18 protein-coding genes and 1 tRNA gene are annotated in these 18,246 nt (G+C 68.9%); 7 read left to right on the top strand and 12 right to left on the bottom strand.

The features are described from left to right. The first annotated feature begins 35 nt into the window (after window positions 1-35). A complete protein-coding gene (locus miv_RS10100) occupies window positions 36-1,109 on the top strand; it encodes an acetyltransferase domain-containing protein (RefSeq protein WP_207183453.1) in 1,074 nt (357 codons plus the stop codon). Window positions 1,110-1,148: 39 nt separating this feature from the next. On the opposite strand, the gene miv_RS10105 is transcribed toward miv_RS10100, so the two are convergent. The 11 genes from miv_RS10105 to miv_RS10155 form a co-directional block, all read right to left on the bottom strand. Continuing rightward, window positions 1,149-1,346, bottom strand: a complete 198-nt coding sequence (locus miv_RS10105; protein WP_048431137.1) for a hypothetical protein — start codon at window positions 1,344-1,346, stop codon at window positions 1,149-1,151. 55 nt (window positions 1,347-1,401) lie between these two features. Next, a complete protein-coding gene (locus tag miv_RS10110; RefSeq protein WP_207182522.1) occupies window positions 1,402-1,794 on the bottom strand; it encodes a DUF6481 family protein in 393 nt (130 codons plus the stop codon). Window positions 1,795-1,797: 3 nt separating this feature from the next. Further along, a complete protein-coding gene (locus tag miv_RS10115) occupies window positions 1,798-2,019 on the bottom strand; it encodes a hypothetical protein (RefSeq protein ID WP_048431136.1) in 222 nt (73 codons plus the stop codon). A 90-nt stretch (window positions 2,020-2,109) separates the two neighbouring features. After that, entirely contained in the window at window positions 2,110-2,319 is a 210-nt protein-coding gene (locus miv_RS10120; RefSeq protein WP_048431135.1) for a cold-shock protein, read from the bottom strand. A 323-nt stretch (window positions 2,320-2,642) separates the two neighbouring features. Further along, window positions 2,643-3,785: an oxidoreductase gene (locus miv_RS10125; RefSeq protein ID WP_048431134.1), complete on the bottom strand. Its 1,143-nt coding sequence runs from the start codon at window positions 3,783-3,785 to the stop codon at window positions 2,643-2,645. 321 nt (window positions 3,786-4,106) lie between these two features. Then, the gene (gatB, locus tag miv_RS10130; protein WP_207182523.1) at window positions 4,107-5,579 is read right to left on the bottom strand and encodes an Asp-tRNA(Asn)/Glu-tRNA(Gln) amidotransferase subunit GatB; all 1,473 of its coding nucleotides are present in this window, start codon (window positions 5,577-5,579) and stop codon (window positions 4,107-4,109) included. Window positions 5,580-5,789: 210 nt separating this feature from the next. After that, window positions 5,790-6,053, bottom strand: coding sequence for a hypothetical protein (locus tag miv_RS10135; protein ID WP_048429488.1), 264 nt, complete (start codon window positions 6,051-6,053; stop codon window positions 5,790-5,792). Window positions 6,054-6,094: 41 nt separating this feature from the next. Beyond that, entirely contained in the window at window positions 6,095-7,588 is a 1,494-nt protein-coding gene (gatA, locus tag miv_RS10140; protein WP_207182524.1) for an Asp-tRNA(Asn)/Glu-tRNA(Gln) amidotransferase subunit GatA, read from the bottom strand. A gap of 70 nt (window positions 7,589-7,658) precedes the next feature. After that, entirely contained in the window at window positions 7,659-7,946 is a 288-nt protein-coding gene (gatC, locus tag miv_RS10145) for an Asp-tRNA(Asn)/Glu-tRNA(Gln) amidotransferase subunit GatC (RefSeq protein ID WP_048429481.1), read from the bottom strand. A 101-nt stretch (window positions 7,947-8,047) separates the two neighbouring features. Then, window positions 8,048-8,485 carry a hypothetical protein gene (locus miv_RS10150; protein ID WP_207182525.1) on the bottom strand — a complete coding sequence of 146 codons (438 nt, stop codon included), beginning with the start codon at window positions 8,483-8,485 and terminating at the stop codon, window positions 8,048-8,050. A gap of 146 nt (window positions 8,486-8,631) precedes the next feature. Further along, window positions 8,632-9,333, bottom strand: coding sequence for a metal-dependent hydrolase (locus miv_RS10155; RefSeq protein ID WP_207182526.1), 702 nt, complete (start codon window positions 9,331-9,333; stop codon window positions 8,632-8,634). A 110-nt stretch (window positions 9,334-9,443) separates the two neighbouring features. Here miv_RS10155 and ruvX point away from each other — a divergent pair, with 110 nt between their 5' ends. Then, a complete protein-coding gene (gene ruvX / locus miv_RS10160; RefSeq protein WP_048429483.1) occupies window positions 9,444-9,941 on the top strand; it encodes a Holliday junction resolvase RuvX in 498 nt (165 codons plus the stop codon). A gap of 1,324 nt (window positions 9,942-11,265) precedes the next feature. On the opposite strand, the gene miv_RS10165 is transcribed toward ruvX, so the two are convergent. After that, entirely contained in the window at window positions 11,266-11,517 is a 252-nt protein-coding gene (locus tag miv_RS10165; protein WP_207182527.1) for a hypothetical protein, read from the bottom strand. Between the two features lie 1,285 nt (window positions 11,518-12,802). On the opposite strand from miv_RS10165, the gene miv_RS10170 reads away from it, so the two are divergent. From miv_RS10170 to miv_RS10190, 5 genes are all read left to right on the top strand, one after another. Then, window positions 12,803-13,594, top strand: a complete 792-nt coding sequence (locus miv_RS10170; RefSeq protein ID WP_244748938.1) for a DNA-binding protein — start codon at window positions 12,803-12,805, stop codon at window positions 13,592-13,594. A 4-nt stretch (window positions 13,595-13,598) separates the two neighbouring features. Next, window positions 13,599-15,077, top strand: a complete 1,479-nt coding sequence (locus tag miv_RS10175) for a M48 family metalloprotease (protein WP_048429485.1) — start codon at window positions 13,599-13,601, stop codon at window positions 15,075-15,077. Between the two features lie 85 nt (window positions 15,078-15,162). Then, window positions 15,163-15,236 (top strand) — tRNA-Gly (locus miv_RS10180). A 555-nt stretch (window positions 15,237-15,791) separates the two neighbouring features. Next, window positions 15,792-16,178 carry a hypothetical protein gene (locus miv_RS10185; RefSeq protein ID WP_207182531.1) on the top strand — a complete coding sequence of 129 codons (387 nt, stop codon included), beginning with the start codon at window positions 15,792-15,794 and terminating at the stop codon, window positions 16,176-16,178. A 317-nt stretch (window positions 16,179-16,495) separates the two neighbouring features. Next, complete coding sequence (locus miv_RS10190) at window positions 16,496-18,226, top strand: Eco57I restriction-modification methylase domain-containing protein (protein ID WP_207182533.1); 1,731 nt, start codon at window positions 16,496-16,498, stop codon at window positions 18,224-18,226. Window positions 18,227-18,246 lie beyond the last annotated feature (20 nt).

Below are 18,246 nucleotides of genomic sequence, written 5' to 3' on the forward strand. Positions count from 1 at the left end.
GCATCGCCGCGATCGACGCCCTGCGCGGCCTCGTCATGCTGCTAATGCTGGTCGACCACGTCCGGGAGTTCTTCTTCCTGCACGCCCAGGTCCGCGATCCGATGGACCTCGCCGTGACGCCGCCGGGCCTCGCCGCGACGCGGCTCACCGCGCATCTGTGCGCGCCGGTCTTCCTGCTGCTCACCGGGCTGTCGGCCCACCTCCATGCCGGCCGCCACGGGCCGGGGGCGACCGAGCGCTTCCTCCTCACCCGCGGCCTGTTCCTGATCGTGCTCGAGCTCACGCTCGTGAACCTCGCCTGGACCCGGAGCCTGCTGCCGCCGATCCTCTACCTGCAGGTGATCTGGGCGATCGGGCTCAGCATGATCGCGCTCGCCGGTCTGATCCGGCTGCCCCGCCCGGTCCTGATCGCGGTCGCGCTCGTCCTGATGCTCGGGCACAACCTCCTCGACGGAATCGTGCTCCCGCCCGACCACCCCGGCATCATCCCGTGGTCGATCCTCCACCAGCGCGGCTTCATCCCGCTGCCCTGGGGCGTCGCCCGCACCTCCTACCCGGTCCTGCCGTGGATCGGCGTCGCAGCCGCGGGCTTCGCGCTCGGGCCGTACTACGCCCTGGAGGCGGGGGCTCGCCGACGCCGGCTGCTTGCCCTCGGGGCCGCCGCGATGGCGTCGTTCCTCGTGCTGCGGGGCCTCAACGGCTACGGCGATCCGACGCCGTGGCGGGCCGGGACGGATCTCGGCGCGACCATCCTGTCGTTCCTGAACCTCACCAAGTACCCGCCCTCGGCCGACTTCCTGCTCGCGACCCTGGGCATCGGCCTCGTGCTGCTCGTGCTGCTCGAAGCGCTGCCGGCTTGGCGGCTGGCCTGGCTCACGGTGTTCGGCGGCGCGCCCTTGTTCTTCTACCTGGCGCATCTCTGGCTGCTGCGCGGGCTCCACGACCTCCTCGTCGCCCTCGGCTTCGGGGCGGGGGGCCGGGTCTCGGCGGGTTCGCCGTGGCAGCTCTGGCTGATCGCGGCGCTCCTCGCCGTGCCGCTCTACGGGGCCTGCCGGTGGATGGTGGGGGTGAAGCGAGGCGGGCGCCACCCGGCGCTGAGCTACCTGTAGGCGCAGGCTCGACGCCTGCCCCCGCCCATGTGCCGACCGTCAGTGCAGCGCGACGATCTCGCTCTCGCGCACGGCGCGCTCGCCCTTCATCGACCGGATGCGGTAGGCGGCCTCGCCGCTGCGATCCTCCGGCATCAGCCGCACGACCTCGAACACGTCGATGTCGCTGGCGAGCGCGTCGGAGATCCCGGAGCGCACCATCCGCACCTGCTGGTGAAGCTTGAACTTGTACGGCATCGGGCCGGTCCCTTCCTGATTGACGTGGGGCCGGGGCAGCCCCCGGTGCCGGGGATCAGCCCCGCTTGCGCGCCTTGCGCGCCTTGCGTGCGGCGTAGCGGGCGTCGCGTGCCGCCTTCTGGTCGATCTCGCGTTGCTCGGCTGCGACCGCGGCTTCGGCGGCGAGCCGGATCTCGTCAGCTGCAGCGATCTCGCGCTGACGGGCCTCCTCGGCCCGGGCCTCGGTTTCGCGGATGAGCCGCTCGGCCTCCTGGACCGCGCGCTCGGCGTCGCGCTCGGCCTGGCGGGTGGCCCGTGCCTCCGCGACGGCCTGGCGCTCGGCGCGGCGGGCGATGAGGGCCGGATCGTCGGCGGTGCTGCGGGACTGGAATCGGCCGAGCATCGCCCGCCGGGCCGCCGCGGCGGTACCGAGGCGATCGCCCAGGGGGGCTTCCTTGAACTTGCCCATCGCTCAGACCCGGCTGAGGGCGAGGGAGCGGATCGGGCGCGAGAACCGGTCGGCGAGGTGCCAATGCAGCTCCCGGACCGAGTGGTAGCGGTAGGTCCGGTCGATCAGGTGGCTGACGTCGCGCGGCGAGCCGCCGACATGCTGCCAGATCTGCTGGACCTGAAACGTGGCGGGCTCGATGCGCGCCTGGTCGGGACGGGAATGGGAACTGAACGTGAAATTCACTCAGGAACAATCTGCTGGAGGTCGGGCCCGCGCCGCGGCGCGGGACGAGAGATGCGGCTGAAGCCACCCGCATCCCGATAGCGATGGACCTTACGCGGCGCGCAGGTTGCCGGCGGACTGCTTGCCGCTGCGACGGTCGGTCTCCATCTCGTAGGAGATCTTCTGGCCTTCGTTGAGGGTCTGCATGCCCGACCGCTCGACGGCGGAGATGTGCACGAACACGTCCTTGCCGCCGTCATCCGGCTGGATGAAGCCGAAACCCTTCTGGACGTTGAACCACTTCACGGTGCCGGTCGTCATTGTCGTATCCATGATCTGCAAGCGTAGGAGAGAGCTCGGCACGCCGTCGGGCGGCGCCAAGGCTCGGTTCAATCGACGGATTTGGAGCGAATGGCAGAGCTTGCGCCAGCAGGAAGGCGGCGGAGAGGCTCGGTAATCAGGCCAACAATCGATCTATCATCAATAATTGATGCGAGATCAGATAGCAAGCCATGGCCAAAAATATTTGGCATCACCGCCGGAATGATCGGACAATCTCCGAAAAACCGGCGGTCGATCGCGAGATTTTATCGCTCAAGGCGCTGCCGACGCTGGCGATTCGAGCCTCGCCCGGACGGGGTCGGTCAGGCGGCGCCGGTGCCCGGGGCAGGCCAGCCGATGCAGGCCTCGTGGGCGCGGAAGTTGCGCAGCCACCAGCCCCAATCCTCCGGCACCAGGGCGAACGGATCGGGATGCGCGAGTTCCCGCGCCGCCCAGACCGGCCAGTGCGGGTTCGAGAGGGCCGGACGGCCGAGAAAGACGAGGTCGATCAGTTCGTCGCGGATCACCCGGTCGGCGACAGCCGGCAGGCCGAGATTCCAGCTCACGCCGACCGGGATCCCGACCTCGCGCCGCACCCGCGCGCCGCGCTCGACCATGAAGGCCATCCGGGCGAAGGGGGGATCGGTCATCGCATCGGTGTTGAAGCCGATCGAGAGGTCGGCGAGGTCGAGGCCGTGCGCCGTCATCCGGGCGACCGCCGCCACCGCCTCGTCGAACTGCACGCCGTCGGGGTGGAGGTCGTCGGAGCCGAGCCGCATCGTCAGCGGCAGGCGCTCCGGCCACACCGCCCGCACGGCGTCGAGCGCCTCCAGGTGGAAGCGCAGCCGGTTGTCGAAGGAGCCGCCGTAACGGTCGTCGCGCTGGTTGGCGAGCGGCGAGAAGAAGCTGGCGCCGAGATAGCCGTGGGCGAAATGCATCTCGAGCCACTCGAACCCGGCCGCGACCGCCCGGCGCGCGGCGTCCGCGTAGGCCCGGTGGATGCCGGCGATCTCTGCGACGCTCAAAGCCTCGACCGGGTAGGTGTAGCGGCCGCCATACGAGATCGGGGAGGGGGCCTTGAGCTGCCAACCGTCCGGGTGGTCGGGCGGCAATTGCAGCTTGCCCTCCCAGGGCTTCTGCTCGCTGCCCTTCCGCCCGGTATGCCCGAGCTGGATCGCCGGGACCCCGCCCATCTCCTTGATGATGCGGGTGACGCGGGCCAGCCCCTCGACGTGCCGGTCGTCCCAGAGACCCGCGCAGGCGCTGGTGGTGCGGCCCTCCGGCGTGATGGCGATCTGCTCGGGGAAGACGAGGCCGAACCCGCCCGCCGCCCGCGAGCCGTACAGCATGACGTGGTAGTCGCCCACCGCCCCGTCGACCGAGCGATGCATGGTCATCGGCGACATCGCGATCCGGTTGCGGAGCGTGACGTCCTTCAGGGTGAAGGGGCTGAACAGGTCGGGCATGCGGCCTCGCGGGAGGTGCGGACCGTCCCGCCGGGAGGCCGCCCGCGAGGGTATGGAGCCGGGGCGGGGGCCGGCAAGGGAGCGTCGGCGCTGGGGGCGATCCGCCGCGGGACGAGGCGCGACGCTCCGAACCCTCCCCCCTCTGCGGGGCGGGAGAGGGGACACCGCCTCCAGAATTGACTGAACCGTTCTGAAGGGCTCTCGCTGGATCAGCGTCGCGCTGCCCCTCTCGGCGGGACTTCGATCCCGCTGCGCTCGCATCCGCGCGCCACCCTCCCCCGCAGAGGGGGGAGGGTTCAAGCGGGCACCGTCGAGCTTGCGCTACTCGATCCCGAGCTTCGCCTTCAGCAGCGCGTTCACCGCCGCCGGGTTGGCCTTGCCGCCCGTCGCCTTCATGGTCTGGCCGACGAACCAGCCGAGCAGGGTGGGCTTGGCCTTGGCCTGCTCGACCTTGTCGGGGTTGGCCGCGATGATCTGGTCGATCGCCGCCTCGATCGCGCCGGTATTGGTGACCTGGCGCAGGCCCCGGCTCTCGACGATCTGGCGCGGCTCGCCGCCCTCGCTCCAGACGATCTCGAACACGTCCTTGGCGATCTTGCCCGAGATGGTGTTGTCGCCGATGAGGTCGACGATGGCGCCGAGCTGGTCGGCCGAGACCGGGCTGTCCTCGATCGACTTGCCTTCCTTGTTCAGGCGGCCGAACAGCTCGTTGATGACCCAGTTCGCCGCGATCTTGCCGTCGCGGCCCTTGGCGACGGCCTCGAAATAGTTGGCGGAGGCGCGCTCGGCCACCAGCACCGTCGCGTCGTAGGGCGACAGGCCGTAAGCGTCGATGAAGCGGGCCTTCTTGGCGTCGGGCAGTTCCGGCAGGCCGGCGGCGAGCCCGTCCACGAAGGCCTGGTCGAATTCGAGCGGCAGCAGGTCCGGGTCGGGGAAGTAGCGGTAATCGTGCGCCTCTTCCTTCGAGCGCATCGAGCGCGTCTCGCCCTTGGTCGGGTCGAACAGGCGGGTCTCCTGGTCGATCGTGCCGCCATCCTCGATGATGGCGATCTGGCGCCGGGCCTCGACCTCGATCGCCTGGCCGATGAAGCGGATCGAGTTGACGTTCTTGATCTCGCAGCGGGTGCCTAAGGGCTCGCCGGGCTTGCGCACCGAGACGTTCACGTCGGCGCGCAAGTTGCCCTTCTCCATGTCGCCGTCGCAGGTGCCGAGGTAGCGCAGGATGGTGCGCAGCTTCGTCACGTAGGCCTTGGCCTCCTCCGACGAGCGCAGGTCCGGCTTCGAGACGATCTCCATCAGCGCCACGCCCGACCGGTTGAGGTCGACGAAGCTCATGGTGGGGGACTGGTCGTGCAGGGACTTGCCGGCATCCTGCTCGAGGTGCAGGCGCTCGATCCCGACCGTGATGCTCTCGCCGTCGGGCAGATCGACCAGCACCTCGCCCTCGCCGACGATCGGGCTCTTGTACTGGCTGATCTGGTAGCCCTGGGGCAGGTCCGGGTAGAAGTAGTTCTTCCGGTCGAACACCGAGCGGTGGTTGATCTGCGCCTTGAGGCCCAGACCCGTGCGCACCGCCTGCGCGACGCATTCGCGGTTGATCACCGGCAGCATGCCGGGCATCGCGGCGTCGACCAGCGAGACGTTGTCGTTCGGCTCGGCCCCGAAGGCGGTCGGCGCGCCGGAAAACAGCTTCGAGCGGCTGGTGACCTGAGCATGGATCTCCATGCCGATCACCACCTCCCAGTCGCCCAGCGCGCCCTTGATCAGCTTCTTGGGGTTCACGGGAGCGTTCATGAGGGTCAGGTCTCTCAAGCGATTCCCCCCTCTCCCGTGTGGGAGAGGGGCAGGGGGTGAGGGTGCTACGGTTCTAAGGCAGGCTCCAACCGTTCCGCTGCCAGCACCACGCTCGGCGATTGACACTGAAGCGTGTCACCCTCACCCCTACCCCTCTCCCACACGGGAGAGGGGTAGGTCGCGCCTAGTAGAAAGGGCGATGCCACCCGGTCAAGCGCGCGGCGCGATCACCCGCCGGGCGGAGTAGCCGATGATCGCGTAGATCAGCGCCGCGCCGGTGCGGACGGGAAAGAAGGTCGGGAGTTCGCGTCCGATCGGCGCCGGCCACGGCACGCCGATCCCGGTCAGCACCCACGACACCAGCACGGAGGCGACGAGCGCGATGATCGCGACAAGAACGACCTTGCCGAACTGGTCCGCCTTCCAGCCGAGATAGAGCGCGAGCCCGATCAGCACCGGATCGAACGCCGCCATGATCCAGACGGCGGGCGGGTAATAGGGGACGGTGGGGTGGTTCACGCCCACCACGCCTGCGGCAGGGCGATGCGGCCCGCCGCCTCCTCGATCACCTGACCGGCGGCAAACAGCGTCTCCTCGTCGAAGGGCCGGCCGATGAGCTGGAGGCCGAGGGGCAGGCCTTGCGCGTCGAGGCCCGCCGGCACCGCGAGGCCCGGGAGACCGGCCATGTTCACCGTCACGGTGAATACGTCGAGGAGGTACATCTCGACCGGGTCGGCCTTGGCCTTCTCGCCGAACCCGAAGGCCGACGACGGGGTGGTGGGGGTGAGGATCGCGTCGACGCCCGAGGCGTAGACCTCCTCGAAGTCGCGCTTGATCAGCGAGCGGATCTTCTGGGCCCGGACGTAGTAGGCGTCGTAGTAGCCGGCCGAGAGCACGTAGGTGCCGATCATGATCCGGCGCTTGACCTCGCGGCCGAAGCCCGCGGCGCGGGTCGCCTCGTACATGCCGGCGATGTCCTTGCCGGGCACGCGCAGGCCGTAGCGGACGCCGTCGTAGCGGGCGAGGTTCGAGGACGCCTCGGCCGGGGCGACGATGTAGTAGGCCGGAAGCGCATACTGGGTATGGGGCAGCGAGACCTCGACCACCTTGGCGCCGGCATCGCGCAGCCAGTCGGCGCCCTGCTGCCACAGCCGCTCGATCTCGGCCGGCATGCCCTCGACCCGGTACTCCTTCGGGATGCCGATGGTCAGGCCCTTGACGCCGCGGCTCACCGCCGCCTCGAAATCGGGCACCGGCAGGTTCACCGACGTGGTGTCCTTGTCGTCGTGGCCGGACATCGAGGAGAGCAGGATCGCGGTGTCGCGCACCGTGCGGGCGATCGGCCCGGCCTGGTCGAGGGACGACGCGAAGGCGACGGTGCCCCAGCGCGAGCAGCGGCCATAGGTCGGCTTGATGCCGACCGTGCCGGTGAAGGCCGCCGGCTGGCGGATCGACCCGCCGGTATCCGTCGCGGTGGCGCCCAGGCAGAGGCGGGCGGCGACGGCTGCCGCCGAGCCGCCGGACGAGCCGCCGGGCACCAGCTTGGTGTCGGAATCCTTGCGCCGCCAGGGCGAGATCACCGGGCCATAGGCGCTGGTCTCGTTCGACGAGCCCATGGCGAACTCGTCGAGGTTGAGCTTGCCGAGCATCACCGCGCCATCGCGCCACAGGTTGTGGGTGACGGTGGATTCGTAGTGCGGCTGGAAGCCCTCGAGGATCTTCGAGGCCGCCGTGGTGGTGACCCCGTGGGTGCAGAAGAGGTCCTTGATGCCGAGCGGCAGGCCCTCGAGCGGCCGGGCCTCGCCGGCGGCGAGCTTCTGATCGGCGACGTCGGCCATGGCCAGCGCCCGGTCGGGCGTCTCGAGCAGGTAGGCGTTCAGCACGCGGGCCTTCTCGATCGCGTCGATATGGGCCTGGGCCAGCTCGCGGGCGGAGAACTCCTTCGCCCGCAGGCCGTCGCGGGCCTGCGCCAGGGTGAGGTCGGTCAGCTCTGCCGGCTTGGTGGTCACGATCGTTTCGTCCTGTCGCGGGCCCGTGCGGGCCGCCTGGATGCCTGAATCTCGCGGGGACGCCCGAGGGTTACTCGACGACCTTCGGCACCACGAAGTAGTTGTCCTCGGTCAAAGGCGCGTTGAAGACGATCTCGCGGGCATGGCCGCCATCGGTGATCACGTCCTCGCGGCTCTTCATCGCCATCGGGGTCACCGAGGTCATCGGCTCGACGCCCGACACGTCGACCGCATCGAGCTGCTCGACGAAGGACAGGATGGCGTTGAGCTCGTCCTGGAGCGGGGCCACCTCCTCGTCGGTGACCGCGATCCGCGCCAGGTGCGCGATGCGCCGGACCGTCTTGGCGTCGACCGACATGGGCACTCCGTTCGGGGGGAATTCCGTTATCCGGGCACGGGTCCCGGTCGCCCGGCGCTATAGCACCGGGCTTCGCGCCGCCGCAACGGGCGCACCCGGCCTCAGGCGGCCGGCATCCGCAGCGGCAGGGCCGCGATGGCATGCGCCCGGGTCGACGGGACCTCGATCAGCACCGCCCGCGGCTTGAAGTGCCGGCGCGCCTCCATGCTGCCGGTATACAGGATCGCGGCGGCGGTGAGCAGCATCAGCTTGTGCTTGCGCGGCATGCCGGAGCGGGCGGCCGCCACGGCCGGCGCCGTCGCCGGCGGGGCGGCCGCCCGGCGGATGCGCCGGCCGATGGCGAGGATCGCCTCGGCGGGCACCCGGCGGGCCGGGGCGGGCTCGTGGCCGAAGCGCCCGTTGGCCGCCGGCAGGGGGCCCCGCAGCGGGCTCACCGTCCCGTCGAGATCGAGGGTCATCGCGCCCCGTGCCGGCGGGACGGCCTCCTGCGCGGGAGGAGGACCGGAGGAGAGCGCGAAGGGGAGGATGACGGCGGCCAAGGCGACCTCGAAGCGGGGACACGGCGGATTAACGGTTTGTTAATCTCAACCGGTCCGGTCCCGCCACGTCAACCTTTCGTTAACCTTAACGGTGCCCGCCGCATCGGAACCGGCCGCCCCCGGGGGAGGGCGGCCGCGGACGCGGCCTACTGCACCGTGACGGCGGTGCCCTTGTGGGGCACGATCACCTGCACGCCGCTGCCGTCGAGGGCGGCGACGAAGCGGTCGGCGCTCTGGTCGACGATCGGGAAGGAGCCGTAATGGCAGGGGAAGACCGCCTTCGGCCGGAAGAAGCGCGTGACCGCGAGCGCCGCCGTGTCGGCCCCCATGGTGAAGCGGTCGCCGACCGGGACCATCAGCACGTCGGGGCGGTAGATCTCCTGGATCAGCGCCATGTCGCCGAAAATGTCGGTGTCGCCCATGTGGTAGATGGTGGGCTCGCCCTCGGCCCGCACGATCACGCCGTTGGGCAGCCCGAGCGGCACCGTGACCCCGGCCTCGCTCATCCCGGCCGAGTGGTCGGCCCGCACCAGGCTGACCCGGAAACCGCCGACATCGACGGTGCCGCCGGTGTTCATCGGCTCGAGCTGCTTGACCCCCTTCGAGCCGAGCCACATGCACAGGTCGTAGTTGGTGACGACCTTGGCGCCGGTCTCGGCGGCGATCTCGACCGTGTCGCCGACATGGTCGCCGTGGCCGTGGGTGACCAGGATGTGGGTCGCGCCCTCGGTCGCCGCCTTGCGGTCGCCCTCGAAGGCCGGGTTGCCGGTGAAGAACGGATCGATCAACACGTGGGCGGACCCGAAATCGAGGCGGAAGGCGGAATGGCCGAACCAGGTGATGCGCATCGGACGAGCTCCGGGCAAAAATGTTGTCGGAACGGGAATCGGCGGCCGACCGCCCGGGCGCTGCATCGGGGCGGGGCCGGCACCCCTTACCTAAGGCGCGGAGGCCGTCCGTGAACCGGGAGACGATCGAAGCCTTCGCGGCCGAATCCCGCGGCGGCGCCCGCCTGCTCGGGCTCGACCTCGGCACCAAGACCATTGGGCTCGCCCTCTCGGACGTGCAGCGCCGGATCGCCTCGCCGCTGGAGACGATCAAGCGGGTCAAGTTCACCCCCGACGCCGCCGCGCTCGCGGCCATCGCCACGAAGCATGCCGTCGGCGGGCTGGTGATCGGCCTGCCCCTCAACATGGATGGCAGCGAGGGCCCCCGGGTGCAATCGACCCGCGCCTTCGTGCGCAACCTGAAGCCGATCCTGCCCCTGCCGGTGCTCTTCTGGGACGAGCGCCTGTCGACCGCCGCCGTCACCCGCACCCTGCTGGAGGCCGACGCCTCCCGGGCGCGCCGCGGCGCGCTCGTCGACAAGCTGGCGGCCGCCTACATCCTGCAGGGCTGCCTGGACGTGCTGGACGGATTGGGGAACGAGGGGGAGGACGATTTCGGCGAGGAGTGAGGGGCCGGTCGTCAGGTCGATGGCCGGTGCCTCGTGATGAGCGGGGCAGCCTGCTTTGTCCGCCTGCCGCCCACACCCGGTAGAGTTCAAAATGCCGATCGCCGGCCCTGAGCCACGCCAGGAGCGCAGGGACGACGGCGCCCTTCAGAGCCTGCGCGCCGACGACCGATGCAGCCGGAACCACGAGCGGCAGCACCACAGGTGCGGCCATCGCGGCCACAACTCACGCCGGGACCCCGCACGCAACGTATGACAGAACGCTCGGCTATGCCGCGGCCGCCACCGACTCGGACTCGACACCCCGCGCTCTAAGTTCTTCTGCGCGAAATCTGAAAGTATATTATCCAAAAATGAAATATCTACTCAAGTTTTTAATTATATGCAAAATATATCACTGCCGTCATCCCGTATAATAACCTTTTTTATTGCACAATTAAATTCCAGATAAGGAATTTTATGGTCTATTGCCGGCCATTTAATTGAACTTAGATCCTCCAAAACATGAGCCTTGGCTGTGGACAATTAAAAAAGACGTTTGCATGCGAAAACTTGGTTTACCGGCAGGGAGCCCAAGCCGGACGACCGGACATGGCCAATGCGAGCCAAGCGATGCCGGCCGTCCCGCACGGGACGCAGGTGAGGCACATCGAGCACGGCACATCTGTCGCGCCTCCCGCTCGCGGCTGCGCACCGGCGGCGTGAGATCGCGGGGCGGCCGTCAGAACTCCCCGTCCTCAGGTCTTGCATTTGAGCGCCTGGCCCGCGCCATGAGAGGCATCCAGGGACCTGCATCAGCTGGAAGGCGGGACCAAAATGGCAGGTGCGGTACCTGCCGCGCTGCGATTCGCTCTTCAAGCACGATGCGAAGGCAGCCACCGACGCACGACCGGAGGGTGCCAGCCCGCCGGTTCTCGGCAGGATGTCACCCCGAACAACGACTTGGCGATGCGTGGTTTTCCGCCAGGGAGCGACGTCCGGCTGAAATCTTGCTTATGAAGCAATGCTCTGCGGACTCAACTCCGTACACAGATCGTGTGACCCGGTGCCGCAATCCACGAGGGATGCCTGATCGGCGTCATGGCAGCCGGGACACAGGTCCAGGCGCAGGCCACTGGTGAAGCCCAGCTTCACCCGGGAACAGTTCGAGGCCGTGCAAGGGCGTAGACCAGGGGTACGGGGTCTCGGAGGTCGCCATCGCAACCGACCTCGGCCGGCAGACGGTTCATCGCAGGCAGACGGTCTATCGCATAAAGGGAACCCGACGGGAGGCAGAGGCGGTCCTGGCGCGGTGGGAGAATTGAGGCGATACCAACTTACCTGCAAGCTATGAGTCGTTTGCACTCAGGCGTACGAGTTCCAGCGATACCTTTTCGCCTAGATCACCCACATCCTCTCCGGTGACAGTCAACAAGATGCGCCGTCTGGCCAGCTCTAGGCAGTCGATAGCATATTGCCGACCCCCTTTGAGATATAAACTAGCAATCTTTCTATTCTGAAAATGCGCAAATATTACAAACTCTCCAGGCGCGATTTCTTCAAGATCGATACGCAAATTATCTATTTTATTTGGAAGCATGATTTATGATTATCCTGACCCCGAACTTGACCATAATCCAAACTCATGGGCAAGGTATAGCGCCTCTGTCGGGTTAACAGTTAGGACTGCTGATCCAGGGTTTGGAAGCGGCATGAGGGCTAGGGCGAAGAGACGACAGCCCTGCACCCGAAGGGGCCGCGGGCACCAGGCTGCCACCGAGCCGGCGCAGACCTGATGGGCCCGGGGTGCAGGGGGAGAGATCGCTGCGGGTGGGACCTTTGGGATAAGCGACGCGCATGGAGGCTGGTGGTGAGTGCAGGCCCGGGGGAGGGCTAGGCGTCGGGCTTGTAAAGCTTGAAGGCCGCCGAGGTCTCATCCTCGTGCAGCTTGACCACGGCAAGCACCTTATCCCGAGCGTTTGGAAGCAGCCTCTCCTAGACGCGGGGACGTTGACGAGGTCGCATGGGATACCGCCCTGAAACTTGCCGCGGAGTGCCTTCGAGCAGTTCCGCCCCGTGAACCCGAAGAGGAAGTCCACTTCGATCTCCGCCACCGTGGAGAGAGCGGCCCACTGCCTCATTCCGGGCCGTGCCGGACCCTCGCGCTTGATCTTCTCGGCGTCCTCGAAGTCTGCCACGCAGCGGGGGAGGGGGCGGGCGTGAGTTCGGTTGGCGGCAGCCGGGTCCTTGATCCGAAGGCTGGCCTGCCCGCTCTACGAGGCGGGCATGAAGGGACACAGCTCGGCCGGGATCACCCGCCGGAAATAGCAGGTGCCGTGCCTGTCTCGCAGGATGTCGTTCAACAGGCCCATGGCCCGTCTGCACCAACCGATAGCAGGACCGGCAGCCCGCAAGGCACCGATTTCAGCAGACTCTCAGCCGGCACGACGGCTTGGCGGGATGTGGCGTCCCCGGCAGGGCTCGAACCTGCGACCCCAGGTTTCATACCACTTCGGCTTTCGCCGCCGCCGCGAGGCGTTCGTGGTCTGGACTATCCCTTCACCGTAGGCCCGCAGGTCCGCCTGCATGCCCTTAGGTGCCGCCCGTCTAGTCTCTACACCTTCCCGGCCTGGCGGTCCGGGCTTGGCTCGGGATCGGCGTGAGGCCAAGGCGGCTCGACGCTTTCCCCGACTTTGAGCGGATCCGCCGCGCGGTTTCCCGGCGCGACGCCCAATTTGAACCTAGGAAACCTGTGCTCTGTCCAGCTGAGCTACGGAGACCCACGGGGAGCCTCTTACCATCCCGGCCGGCTTCCGCCAACCTCGCCGCGCGCGCCACGGGGCGGGCATCCACCAGGAGCGGGCGGTCGAATCATGCGGGGAGGGATGGCCGGTCTCCTGTTGCTCCTCGCCGGCGCCGCGCAGGCGGCGGCCCCGCGCGGGCGCGAGCCGCCGGCCTGCCGGGGGCGGGTCTCCGGGCAGGATCGGCTCGTTTCGGTCGTCGCCCGGGGCGAGCTCGTCCTCGCCTCCGGCCGGCGGGCCCGCCTCGACGGCGTGCGCTGGCCCGACGACCCGGCGGCGGCCGAAGCGGCGCGGGCGTGGCTGTCGCGCCTCGTCGGGCGGCCGCTCTCCACCCGCGAGGCGCCGGAGGCCGACCGCTGGGGCCGAATCACCCTCGATGCCGTGACGCAGGACGCCGTCGGTGACGATTCGCCGGTCGACCTCGCGGGCGGGCTGGTCGCGATGGGACTCGTGCCGGTCGATGCCGGGGAGGGCGACAGCCTGTGCCGCCCGGGCCTCCTGGCGATCGAGGAGACGGCGCGGCGCGCCGGCCGCGGCCTCTGGGCCGGGGCGCCGCCGGTGCCGGCCGAGGAGGGCGCGCGTCTCGCCGGTTTGGCCGGTCGATTTGTGGTCGTGGAGGGCCGCGTCCGCAACGTCGGCGAGCGCGCGCGGCGCACCTACCTCAACTTCGCCCCTTTCGGGACTGAGGGTGCGACGGTCACGGTGTCGAAACGCACTTGGCGGACCATGCTCGAACGTGGTTTCTCTGTGGCTGCGCTTCGGGGGCGGCGCGTGCGGGCTCGCGGCATCGTCGAGCTCTGGCGCGGGCCGACCCTGGATGTCGGCGCGGCCGAGATGATCGAGATGCTGGACGAGGAGCAGGCGCCGCGGCGCTGACGCCATGGGGTGGCTTTTCACGCGAACGAACCCGGCCGGGCAGGCGGCGGTCGCAGGACCTGCGACGGCGCTCGCCCTGCTCGTCGCCGCCTGCACCGCGGACCAGACCGGGGCGCTGGCGCCGGTGGCGGCCGTCGTGCCGGCGGAGGCGCCGCGCACCACCGGGCGCGACCGGCCGGCCAACGATGCCGATCACGCCAAGCTCGTCGCCTCGTTCGGCGGCGAGTACCGGGCGCCTTCGGCGTTCCGCCTCGTCAGCGACGTCACCGACCGCCTGGTCAAGGCGACCGAGCGCCCGGACGAGACCTACGCGGTGACGCTGCTCGATTCGCCGGTGGTGAACGCCTTCGCGCTGCCGACGGGGCGGATCTACGTCACCCGCGGCCTGCTGGCCCTCGCCGACGACACCTCGGAGCTCGCCGCGGTGCTGGCGCACGAGATCGCCCACGTGACCCTGCGCCATGCCAGCGCACGGACCGAGATGGCGCTGCGCTCCGAGCTCGTCAGCAAGGTCGTGGCGGACGTGCTCAACGATCCGGCGACCGGCGCCCTGCTGCAGGACCAGTCCCGGTTCGTGCTGGCGCGCTTCTCGCGGAGCCAGGAATTCGAGGCCGACCAGACCGGCGTGCGCACGCTCGCCCGCGCGGGCTACGACCCGTTCGGCGCCGCCCGCTTCCTCACCGCGCTCAACCGCACCACGGCGCTCCGCGCCGGGGGCGGGCTCAACGCCGAGCCCGACATGCTGGCGACCCATCCGAGCACGCCCGAGCGCATCACCCAGGTGACCCAGGCCGCCCGCCGCATCGGCGCCCCGGGCCTCGGCACCGACGACCGCAACCGCTACCTCGCGGCGATCGACGGCATCGCCTATGGCGACAACCCGGCCGACGGCCTGATCCGCGGCCGCCGGTTCATCCACCCGCGCCTCGGCGTCGCCTTCGAGGCGCCGGACGGGTTCGGGCTCGACAACACCGCGCGCGCCGTACTCGGCACCACGCCGGACGGCTCCCGCCGCCTCCTGTTCGACGCCGTCGAGACCAATGCCGGCCAGGGGCTCGAGGAGGTGCTGAAGGCGACCTGGAGCGACGCGATCGAGACCGGCAGCATCGAGAACCGGATCGTGAACGGTTTCCCGACCGTCACCGCGGTCTCGAAGGGGAAGGAGTGGTTCTTCCGCCTCGCGGCGATCCGGGTCGGCACCAACACCTTCCGGATGATCATGGCCGCCAAGGGCACCACCGACCCGGAGCCGGCCTTCGGCCGCTGGCTGTCCAGCATCGCCCTGGTGACGCCGGACGAGGCGCGCAGCCTCAAGCCCCTGCGCATCCAGATCGTCACCGCCGCCCCCGGCGACACCGCCGAGAGCCTGGCCCAGCGCATGACGGCGGTCGACCGCCCGCTCGAACGCTTCCAGGTCCTCAACGGCCTCGACAAGGGCGGCCCCCTGCGCGCCGGCCAGCCCTACAAGCTGGTGGTGGAGTAGGGGAGCGCGACGCGGTCGGGAGCCGGAATTCCCTCGGCCGCCGCGCTTCTCAAACCGGATCCGCCGTGCTACCTCAGCGGCGGCCGCGGGTGTAGCTCAATGGTAGAGCAGCAGCCTTCCAAGCTGAATACGAGGGTTCGATTCCCTTCACCCGCTCCACTCTCCCCAGAGCCGTTTACTGAAGCCTGGACAGGTGCTTAGCCGCCGTCCCCGCATGGCTCCGTCTCTGGCCCGAAACCCCGCTATACAACATCGATACAACACGCGGCCCATGCTGCTGCGACCGCGCAATTCATGGGGATAGCTCGTCTTACCCCGTCGGCGGCGCCCTTTGCGGTGCGCCGATTCGAGGTCGATCCTCGGCCCGTCGACCGCCAGCGTCAGGGTCCCCGGCAGCCGCCTAGTCCGGCCGGGGCACCTCAAGGGCGGGAGCGCCGCGGTGGCGCCCGGGGACGTTCGCGAGCCCGTCGAAGCCGTCAGCCGGACCCCGGGCGTGGGAGAGCCGGCGCCGGGCGCTTCGTCGAGGTCGTGGTCCGCGTCATGGTCGGCCCGGACCGGTCGACGGTCATCGTCCGCTGTTCGGGAAGGCGTTAAGCTTTCCAAATAGTGAACGCAGATTCTTGAGTAACGAGTAGAATTTTAAGAATTCGATTCAGGTAAATGCGAACGGCGCACCTGCATCGTGGCCCCATCGAGAGACAGGGGAGAGCGGCAATGGTGTACATCATCGACACGGACAACTGGACTGTAGCCCAGGTGCAGGAGTTCGCCGACAAGGCGAACGAATTTACCGACGCGGTCAACGCGAGCGGCGAGCCGTGGCTCGACGCCATGAAGCGGATCGCTCCTCAGACGGACGTGATCTTTGCGGTCTGGCGCGAGCCCAGCACCTGGCGGGGAGCCGACTTCGGCATCATTAAGGGGGCCGGCAAGCTCCAGCTCATGTCGCAGGCCAAGCGGTCGCAGGCGCTGCGCATGATCCACATCCGGCTCCTCGACTACGATGTCGCGGAGATGCACTGGGAGCAGTTCGGCGACGGGCGGGCTCAGAACCAGCGTCCGGGCCACCTCCTCAGCGAGCACCTGACCACCGACCGGTAGGCCCGGCCTTCCCCGCCCACCGCTCGGCATCCCGCCGGGCGTAGCGGGCGCCCACCTCGGCGGCATCGCGGGGCGGCCCTTCCTGATAGGGGCCGCCCCGCGCAGCGCGTGAACGAATCGCGGCGGGGGTCGATATGCGGCGGCCGCGCTACAAAGCTTTGGATCCCGAAGGTGCGTCTTGGTTCCGGATTGACCGGAGTCCCGCAGCGTGGCCCTTCTGTCGCGTGGGTTAAGGTTTCTTCATCGGGAACGCGGATCGTGGCAGCCCAGGGATCAGCATGCACACCGCCGGGTGCCGCCCCGGCCAGGAACAACCGATGAACTTCATGTTCCCCGTTGCGGAGCCCGCGGACCCGAAGGGTCGGTACGCGGCGCTCAGCGCGGACAAGCTCCGAGGGGGTTACTACACGCCGCCGCGCGTGGCGGAGTGGCTGTGCGCCTGGGCCATCCGCGAGAAGGGCGACGAGGTCCTGGAACCGAGTTGCGGCGCTGGCGCCTTCGCGACGGCTGCTGCTCGCCGTCTGAGGGCGCTCAAGGCAACCGCTGCAGCATCCGCTCGGCAACTCACCGCGGTCGAGCTCGTCGAGGCCGAAGCCGCCAAGGCACGGGATGGCCTTGCGGAGAGCTTGGGCAAGGCGGCATCGAAGGCCGTCGTCGAAGGCGATTTCTTCGCATGGTGGGACAACCGCGAGGGCGAGGCGTTCGACGCCGTCGTCGGGAATCCCCCCTTCATCCGGTACCAGTCGTTTCCGGAACCGGCCCGCAGCCGCGCTATGGCGATGATGGAGCGGCTCGGGTTCAAGCCGAACAGGCTCACAAACATCTGGGTGCCCTTCGTAGTGGCTGCCGCGGAGGCCCTTCGCCCCGGAGGCCGCCTCGCGATGGTCATCCCTGCCGAGCTCCTGCAGGTGACCTACGCCGCGCAGTTGCGAAGCTATCTGACTGCTAAGTTCCGGCACATCGACATCGTCGCCTGCAACGAGCTCTTCTTCGAGGGGGCCGAGCAGGAGGTCGTCCTCCTCATGGCCGACGGCGCCCTGCCGGAGCGGCTGCCGAACAACGTCTGCCGCGTCGCCGTGACCGAGGTCGCGACGGTGGGGGACCTGCTCGTCTCGGAACCGACCGACCTGCTGTCCCGGTCCGAGGAGAAGGACGTCCGAGGCGACAAGGAGAAGTGGCTCAAGTATTTCCTAAGCGGACGCGAGATCGGGCTGCTACGGGAGTTGCGCGAGCACGGCCGGGTCGTCCCCCTGGGGACGCTCGCGGACGTCGACGTAGGAATCGTCACGGGGGCGAACGCCTTCTTCGTCCTCCGGCGCAGCGAGATCGAGCAGCGCCGCCTGAAGAAGTTCGCCCGCCGGCTGGTATCCCGTTCGGCGCACCTGCGCGGCGCCAGCCTCTCAAACGAGGACTGGGTTGCGCTCGAAGCCGGCGACGAGCGGGTCACGCTGCTGGATATCCGGGCGGGCGTGGCTGGGCTAACGCCCGGGTCAGCGGCTGCGGCGTATGTGGCCCAAGGCGAGGCGGACGACGTCCACCGCGGCTACAAGTGCAGCATCAGGAAGCCCTGGTTCCACGTCCCGGCCATCTGGTCCCCGGACGCTTTCCTTTTCCGCCAGATCCACGACTTCCCACGGCTGGTTCTCAACGGCGCCAACGCGACCGCAACCGACACCATCCACCGCGTACGTGCTCGGGCAGTCGATGCCGCAGTCCTGGTGGCCGGTAGCTACACTCACCTGACCGCGGCCTCTGCTGAGATCGAGGGTCGTAGCTATGGCGGCGGCGTGCTTGAACTCGAACCCACCGAAGCCGAGCGACTGCTCGTCCCGGACGCCCAGGCGCTCGCGGCTGCGCTGCCCCTGGCGGAGTGCGATAAGCTCGTTCGGGCAGGCAAACTCAACGATGTGCTCGCCGAGAACGACCGCCTGATCCTCCGGGACGCTATGGGCCTCTCTGAAGGTGACGTCGCTACGCTCAAGGGCGCGTGGGACCGGATGCGAGGCCGCCGCTTTTCACGCGGCAAAGCGGCCCGGGCCAAAGCCTAAAAGATTTGCTGCTTTAGAAT

This window comes from Methylobacterium indicum (assembly GCF_017347565.1).
GTDB lineage: Bacteria > Pseudomonadota > Alphaproteobacteria > Rhizobiales > Beijerinckiaceae > Methylobacterium > Methylobacterium indicum.